The sequence below is a fragment of the Sphingopyxis sp. genome, from assembly GCF_036402335.1.
Classification (GTDB): Bacteria; Pseudomonadota; Alphaproteobacteria; order Sphingomonadales; family Sphingomonadaceae; genus Sphingopyxis.
The window spans coordinates 1-6412 of sequence record NZ_DASWTD010000461.1; the positions used below are offsets into that span (position 1 = coordinate 1).

Annotated in this window: 11 protein-coding genes; 1 reads left to right on the forward strand and 10 read right to left on the reverse strand. The window is 63.9% G+C overall.

Annotated elements, in window-relative coordinates; translation table 11 throughout:
* Nucleotides 1-519, reverse strand: a 519-nt coding sequence (locus VGD20_RS14975; RefSeq protein ID WP_331135210.1) for an HAD family phosphatase, incomplete at its 3' end; no start/stop codon positions are given.
* A 59-nt stretch (nt 520-578) separates the two neighbouring features.
* On the opposite strand from VGD20_RS14975, the gene VGD20_RS14980 reads away from it, so the two are divergent.
* Nucleotides 579-767: a hypothetical protein gene (locus VGD20_RS14980; protein ID WP_331135211.1), complete on the forward strand. Its 189-nt coding sequence runs from the start codon at nt 579-581 to the stop codon at nt 765-767.
* Between the two features lie 21 nt (nt 768-788).
* Here VGD20_RS14980 and VGD20_RS14985 read toward each other — a convergent pair whose 3' ends face one another.
* From VGD20_RS14985 to VGD20_RS15025, 9 genes are all read right to left on the reverse strand, one after another.
* Nucleotides 789-1202, reverse strand: coding sequence for an aldehyde-activating protein (locus VGD20_RS14985; RefSeq protein WP_331135212.1), 414 nt, complete (start codon nt 1200-1202; stop codon nt 789-791).
* A gap of 30 nt (nt 1203-1232) precedes the next feature.
* Complete coding sequence (locus tag VGD20_RS14990) at nt 1233-1790, reverse strand: STM3941 family protein (RefSeq protein ID WP_331135213.1); 558 nt, start codon at nt 1788-1790, stop codon at nt 1233-1235.
* Nucleotides 1787-3610, reverse strand: a complete 1824-nt coding sequence (gene glmS / locus VGD20_RS14995) for a glutamine--fructose-6-phosphate transaminase (isomerizing) (protein WP_331135214.1) — start codon at nt 3608-3610, stop codon at nt 1787-1789. Before glmS ends, VGD20_RS14990 begins: the two co-directional genes overlap by 4 nt.
* A gap of 16 nt (nt 3611-3626) precedes the next feature.
* Nucleotides 3627-3995, reverse strand: coding sequence for a PIN domain-containing protein (locus tag VGD20_RS15000; RefSeq protein ID WP_331135215.1), 369 nt, complete (start codon nt 3993-3995; stop codon nt 3627-3629).
* The gene (locus VGD20_RS15005; protein ID WP_331135216.1) at nt 3992-4216 is read right to left on the reverse strand and encodes a CopG family transcriptional regulator; all 225 of its coding nucleotides are present in this window, start codon (nt 4214-4216) and stop codon (nt 3992-3994) included. The genes VGD20_RS15000 and VGD20_RS15005 overlap by 4 nt, the downstream gene beginning before the upstream one ends.
* Before the next feature lie 30 nt (nt 4217-4246).
* Nucleotides 4247-4711 (reverse strand): GNAT family N-acetyltransferase, encoded by a 465-nt coding sequence (locus tag VGD20_RS15010; protein WP_331135217.1) that lies wholly within the window; start codon nt 4709-4711, stop codon nt 4247-4249.
* Entirely contained in the window at nt 4708-5022 is a 315-nt protein-coding gene (locus tag VGD20_RS15015) for a hypothetical protein (RefSeq protein ID WP_331135218.1), read from the reverse strand. The genes VGD20_RS15010 and VGD20_RS15015 overlap by 4 nt, the downstream gene beginning before the upstream one ends.
* A complete protein-coding gene (locus VGD20_RS15020; protein ID WP_331135219.1) occupies nt 5019-5555 on the reverse strand; it encodes a GNAT family N-acetyltransferase in 537 nt (178 codons plus the stop codon). Before VGD20_RS15020 ends, VGD20_RS15015 begins: the two co-directional genes overlap by 4 nt.
* A 4-nt stretch (nt 5556-5559) precedes the next feature.
* A partial coding sequence (locus VGD20_RS15025) for a DapH/DapD/GlmU-related protein (protein ID WP_331135220.1) occupies nt 5560-6412 on the reverse strand: 853 nt, incomplete at its 5' end.

Here is a 6412-nt window from a genome sequence, read left to right on the forward strand (position 1 = left end):
AGCCTGCGCGCCCGTCGGCGAATCCTCGATCGCAAGACAGCGCGCCGGATCGACCCCGAGCCCCTTCGCAGCGGCAAGATAGATGTCGGGGAAAGGCTTGCCGCGATCCCAGCCGTCGGCGCTGTAGACATGCTCGCCGAAATGATGCCCCAGCCCGAACAGGCCGAGCGCCCAGCCGATATATTCGGCGCGGCTCGACGAGGCGATCGCGCGCGGCAATTGGCCGAGCGTGTCGAGGAAACCCGCTACGCCGGGAACCGGGTCGAAGCCCTCCATATAGCGCGCCCGCGCCCGCTCGCGATGCGTTTCGCGAAAATCGGCGGGCAGCGGCCGGCCGTAGCGCGCGACGATGCGCCGCTCGGTTTCCTGCCAGTTGTGCCCGTAATAGTCGCGAAGGCACTCGTCATAAGTCGCGGGCATCCCTGCTGCGGTCAGGCTCTCGGCCAGCGAGAGGTTCGCGCGCACCTCGCTGTCGGCGACGACGCCATCGAAATCAAAGATGATGCCGGCGAAGGTCATGCGAATCTCACAATCTTCATACTTGGTGCCTATGCCTTTCAGGGTCAGGAGGCAGAATCATGAAATTCATTTCCCTTAATTCGCGCGGCGGCAATTATCTGGTCGTCGCCGAAAATGTCGCCTGGCTCCGCGACTATGAAAATGGCCAGACCCAGGTCGGCATGGTCGGCGGCGCCCCGTTGCTGGTGTCCGGCAAGATCGAGGAAATCGCAGCGTCGATCCTCGCGCAAGCGAACGCGCCGACGTAAAGCGCCGGCGACGCGCGTCGATCAGCGCATAACCTCATGCTCGCGGACATAGCCCCACGGCCCCTCGCCGGACCAGCCGCGCCCGTCGGGAAAGCCGAGCCTCAATCCGCTGAGCTGCGCCGGCGCGAACAGGCGCATGTTCACACCCATCAGGTCGACCTCGCCGCCCATCCGCTCGATCAGCCCCGCGGTCGCCGACCAGTGCGTCGTACAGCCGCACGTTGGGCAGAAATGCAGGTCCGAATTGGGATTTTCGCGGTCGGCGCGATTGTAGGTCTGTGTCGCCCCTTCGATCGCTACATCGCGCGGCGACATATAGCTCCACAGGATGCCGTGCGAGAAGCAGAGCGAGCAGTTGCACTCGGCGATCTCTTCGGGCGCCTTCGCAAGCCGCACCGCGACGGCGCCGCAGTGGCAGGTGGTATTCCAGCTCATCGGATCCTCATATATTCGTAGATCATTGCGTCAAACCCGACGGCGTCCAAAACCCGGTCGGGTCGGCACAGAATGGACAGCGGGTTCAGCGGGATTCTGGAACCGGTCGATAGCGGCCAGCGCCTCGTCGATGCGGCGATCGGTCAACAAAAAGCCGATCCAGATGTCGGCACGCACACCGAACAGGGCATTCGCTTTCGAAAAATAGCCAGCCGGATGCGAAGGCGGAAACCGGTCAGGTTGTGAGAGGTGCAACAAAATGAACTCGGTTTTACCGTTGCTTCCCCATGTCGAGATTCGCGAAATCTCTTGCCACGGGATTGTGTCCTCCGACCAGGAACGCGAATAAATCCCTCGGGCCGAAATTTTCACACGCTCCGCCCTACCGAACAGGCGCGGCAAAAGCCCTATTCCCGCGAACCCGAAGAATATCAGCCCGAGCCAGCCGACGATCTGTCGCTTCACACCCTGCGGGGGAGCGATGATCCCTGCAAAGATGGATGAAACCCACACGAAGCCGAGACAGAGCGCGATTGCCGCTGCAATACGCCACCAGGAATCCCTTGCGATGAAGGGGCTCGGACTCACTCCACCGTCACCGACTTCGCCAGATTGCGCGGCTGGTCGACGTCGGTGCCCTTTGCCACTGCCACATGATAGGCGAGCAGCTGAACCGGCACCGCATACACCAAAGGCGCGATCAGCGGGTGGACCTTGGGCATCTCGATCGTCGCCATGCAGCCGTCACCGGCTTCGGCGAGCCCCTCGGCGTCCGAAATCAGCACGACCTTGCCGCCGCGCGCCATCACCTCGTGCATATTGCTGACGGTCTTTTCGAACAGCGGGCCCGAGGGCGCGAGGACGATCACCGGAACGGCTTCGTCGATCAGCGCGATCGGGCCGTGCTTCATTTCCCCCGAGGCGTAGCCTTCGGCATGGATGTACGAGATTTCCTTGAGCTTGAGCGCGCCCTCGAGCGCGAGCGGATAGTCGGGCCCGCGGCCGAGATAGAGCACGTCGCGCGCCGGCGCGACGAGGTGCGCCATGCCCGCGATATCCTCGTCATGCGCAAGCGCGGCGTTGAGCGCGGCGGGCGCTTCGATCAGGTGCCGGACGATCTCGCGTTCGTCGTCGGCGCCGAGTTTGCCCTTCTTGAGCGCGAGGTGCGCGGCGAGCGCGGCGAGCACCGCAAGCTGGCAGGTAAAGGCCTTGGTCGAGGCGACCCCGATTTCGGGCCCCGCATGCGTCGGCAGCAGCAGATCGGCTTCGCGCGCCATGCTGCTCGTCGGGACATTGACGACGACCGCGATCGTCTGTCCGTTCGCCTTGCAATGGCGCAGCGCCGCGAGCGTGTCGGCGGTCTCGCCCGACTGCGAGATGAAAAGCGCGAGCCCGCCGGGCTGGAGCACCGGGTCACGGTAGCGGAACTCCGACGCGACATCGATGTCGACGGGGACGCGCGCGAAGGTCTCGAACCAATATTTGGCGACCATGCCGGCGTAGAAGCTGGTGCCGCAGGCGACGATCGTGATCCGGTCGATCTTGCTGAGGTCAAAATCCATCTGCGGCAGTGCGACGGTCTGTTCGAGCGGGCGGATGTAGGAGGAGAGCGTCTGCGCGACCACGGTCGGCTGCTCGAAAATCTCCTTCTGCATGAAGTGGCGATAATTGCCCTTCTCGACCGCCGCGGCGGCGACGCCGCTGGTCGTGATCTCGCGAGTCACCGGATTGTTGTCGGCGTCGTAGATTTGCGCGCCATCACGCGTGATGACGACCCAGTCGCCTTCGTCGAGATAGGCGATCTTCTGCGTCAGCGGCGCCAGAGCCAGCGCGTCGCTGCCAAGATAGGTCTCGCCCTCGCCATAGCCGACGACGAGCGGCGAACCGAGGCGCGCACCGATCAGCAGGTCGGGGTGCTGACGGAAAGCGATCGCGAGCGCAAAGGCGCCGCGAAGCTGCGGCAAGACCGCCTTCACCGCATCCTGCGGCGACAGGCCGGCCTCGACCTGTTCGGAAACGAGGTGCGCAACGACTTCGGTGTCGGTGTCGCTTTCGAACGTGCGGCCGCGAGCGGTCAAGGCTTCGCGCAGCGGCTTGAAATTTTCGATGATGCCATTGTGAACGAGCGCGAGTTCGCCCGTCGCGTGCGGGTGCGCGTTGCTCGTCGTCGGCGCACCATGCGTCGCCCAGCGCGTATGCGCGATGCCGACGGTGCCCGGCGCGGGATTGCCGGCGAGTTCCTTGACGAGATTGCCGAGCTTGCCCTCGGCGCGGCGGCGGATCAACTGCTCACCTTCGACCGTGCAGACCCCCGCCGAGTCATAACCGCGATATTCCATACGCCTCAGCCCGTCGACGAGGCGATCCGCGACCTGGTCCTTGCCGATGATTCCGATAATTCCGCACATGGACGATGGCTTTCTTTCAGAGCGTGTAGGGAACGCGAATACCCGGCATCGATGCCGGAAAGACTTTGATATTACGTGTAATCAGGATGCGACCACTTATTTGCGCCGTCGCCAGTACGAAAGCATCGGCCAAGGTCAACCCCTTGCGCTCGGCGCGCAGCGCCGCGGCCCGGCGCGCGACCGCGTCACCGATCTCCTCGACCGCAAAACAGCCCAGGAAAGCCTCGACCGCTTTGACCGATTGGGGATCGGCCGCCGACATCACCTCGGTCCAGCTGACGCGGCTGACACTTTTTCGTCCAGCGCGGCGAAGCTCGCTGCGTGCGGCCTCGACGCCGTTGAGTGCGTCGATCAGGATATCGCTGTCGAACTGCGCGTCGATCATTCGCGCTTGCCCCGCAGGCGCCGCTGGTATTTCAGTCCGTCGCCGATATCGTCGCGCCCGCTGAAGATTCCGAAAGCATTGTCGATTGCGTCACCCGAAATATCGGCGCGATAAGCGGCGACCGCACGGCGCACGAGCTCGGCGCGCGACACGCCCTGCTCGGCGGCAAGAGCATCGAGCCACTGGATATCGTCGTCGGGAATATCCGCGAGGAAGCGCATGCGACCCTGATATCATATCATGATATCAAATCAAGCCGGCAGCTGCTTCCGATATACGATGAAGCCCGATTTTTCGGCGATGCGGTCGTAGAGCTGCATCGCGGTGTCGTTGGTTTCGTGGGTCAGCCAATAGACGCGCGGCAACGAGCGTTCCTGCGCAGCCCGATACACCGCCTCGATCAATGCGCGGCCGATACCCTTTCCCCGCACTTCCGCGCCGGTGAAAAGGTCCTGCAGGTAGAGCGACGGCAACAGCGAGGTCGTGCTGCGGTGCAAAAGATAGTGAGCGAGGCCGAGCAGCGCGCCATCCTGTTCGGCGACGAGCGCGAACATCGGCTCATAGGGATCGAAGAAGCGCTCCCATGTCGCCGCGGTAATTTCGGGCGCCAGCGCGGTGTCGCCGCTGCGCCCGTAAAATTCGTTGTAGCCGTCCCACAGCGGGCGCCACTGGCCGTAATCGGCGCGCGCCGCCGGACGGATGAGCACGCCGCTCATGCCCGTGAGAAATTCCGGTCGACGAAAATCATTGCAAACTGCCGCGGATCGGGCGCTTCGCCATTGCCCTCGGCGAAGCGCGCCTTGCCATCGATCCAGATTTTCCGGATCTGTGCCGGAAGGTCGGGCGTGAATTTCATCTGCTGCTCGACGATCCGTTCCCAGCTGCCGGTCAGCCCGAAGCTTTGTTCGAGTTGCGGGACCATCGCCCTGCAATACGCCTCGGTCGGCTCGTCGAGGTGGCCGATCGCCTTGAGCACCCAGGCGTCGACAAAGCGCAGGAAGGGCTTGTCGGTATAACGGTCGGTCACGTCGCCTTCTCCATCCATTCGTCGCGCAGCAAGCCGAAGATCAGCGAATCGCGCACCCCGATATGCGTCTCCCATTCGCTGCGCAGGTGCCCCTCACGCTGAAAGCCCAACCGCTCGAGCAATCCGATCGAGCCGCTGTTTTCGGGATCGGTGTCGGCAAAGATACGGCGTAGCCCGAGGTCGGCGAATCCATGTTCGATTACCCGCGCCACGGCCTCGCGCGCGATGCCCGTGCCCCAATGGCCCCGATGCAGGATATAGCCGATCTCTTTCACTTGCGGTTTGCCGTCGATCAGGATCACCCAGCCGAGCGCAGCATCATCGCCCGCAGTAATCGCCCAGCAAAGATAGCCCTGTCCTTCGCTGGCATTGCCTTTGACATAGTCTATCGTCTCGGCGAGCGATGTATGCGGTCCGCTCGACCACCAGACCATCACTTCGGGATCGGACAGCACCGGGAACAGTGCGGCGGCATCGTCCTCGCGCAGTTGGCGCAGCACGAGGCGCGCGGTCGTGAGCGTCGGCGCGGACATCGGACTATTTCTTCTCCGCCGCCTTCTTCTTGCGCATCGCGTCGTGGAAGCGGTCGGCCCAACCGGGCTTGACCAGCTGCTCGCCGCGCACAAGCCGCAGCTCGCCATCGGCGACGTCGCGCGTCACCGCGCTGCCCGCGGCGACGATCGCGTCGGCACCGATCTTCACCGGCGCGACGAGCGCGCTGTTCGACCCGATGAAGGCACGCTCGCCGATCTCGGTCCGGTATTTGAAATAGCCGTCATAATTACAGGTGATCGTCCCCGCGCCGATATTCGCATTTGCGCCGACCGTCACGTCGCCAAGGTAGGTGAGATGGTTCGCCTTCGCTCCCGTCCCCAGCACCGCCTTCTTCGTCTCGACGAAATTGCCGATCTTCGCCTTCTCGCCGAGGATGGTGCCGGGCCGCAGCCGCGCGAAGGGTCCGACTTCGCAGCCCGTGCCGATCGTCGCACCCTCGATATGACAGTTGGCGCGGATGTTGACGCCGTCCGCGACCTTCACCCCGGGGCCGAAAAAGACATTGGGCTCGATCGTCACGTCGCGGCCGAGCTCGGTATCCCACGAGAACCAGACCGTGTCGGGCGCGCGCAAGGACGCCCCGGCCGCCATCGCCTCCTCGCGCCTGAACGCCTGCCACTGCGCTTCGGCGACGGCGAGTTCGGCGCGGCTGTTGATCCCTGCCACCTCGGCGGCATCGGTTTCGACCACCGTGACGCGCTTCCCTTCGGCGATCGCTCCCGTCGCAACGTCGGGGAGATAATATTCACCCTGTGCATTGTCGTTTCCGACCGCTTCGAGCAGGCGCCACATGTCGGCCGCACCCGCGACGATCACGCCCGAGTTGCAAAGGTCC

Bases quoted from the DNA above. Each gene is read 5' to 3' on its own strand.
- VGD20_RS15010 (WP_331135217.1), bottom strand. From the start codon at position 4,711: ATGAGCGGCGTGCTCATCCGTCCGGCGGCGCGCGCCGATTACGGCCAG.
- VGD20_RS15005 (WP_331135216.1), bottom strand. From the start codon at position 4,216: ATGCGCTTCCTCGCGGATATTCCCGACGACGATATCCAGTGGCTCGAT.
- VGD20_RS14980 (WP_331135211.1), top strand. From the start codon at position 579: ATGAAATTCATTTCCCTTAATTCGCGCGGCGGCAATTATCTGGTCGTC.
- glmS (WP_331135214.1), bottom strand. From the start codon at position 3,610: ATGTGCGGAATTATCGGAATCATCGGCAAGGACCAGGTCGCGGATCGC.
- VGD20_RS14985 (WP_331135212.1), bottom strand. From the start codon at position 1,202: ATGAGCTGGAATACCACCTGCCACTGCGGCGCCGTCGCGGTGCGGCTT.
- VGD20_RS15020 (WP_331135219.1), bottom strand. From the start codon at position 5,555: ATGTCCGCGCCGACGCTCACGACCGCGCGCCTCGTGCTGCGCCAACTG.
- VGD20_RS15000 (WP_331135215.1), bottom strand. From the start codon at position 3,995: ATGATCGACGCGCAGTTCGACAGCGATATCCTGATCGACGCACTCAAC.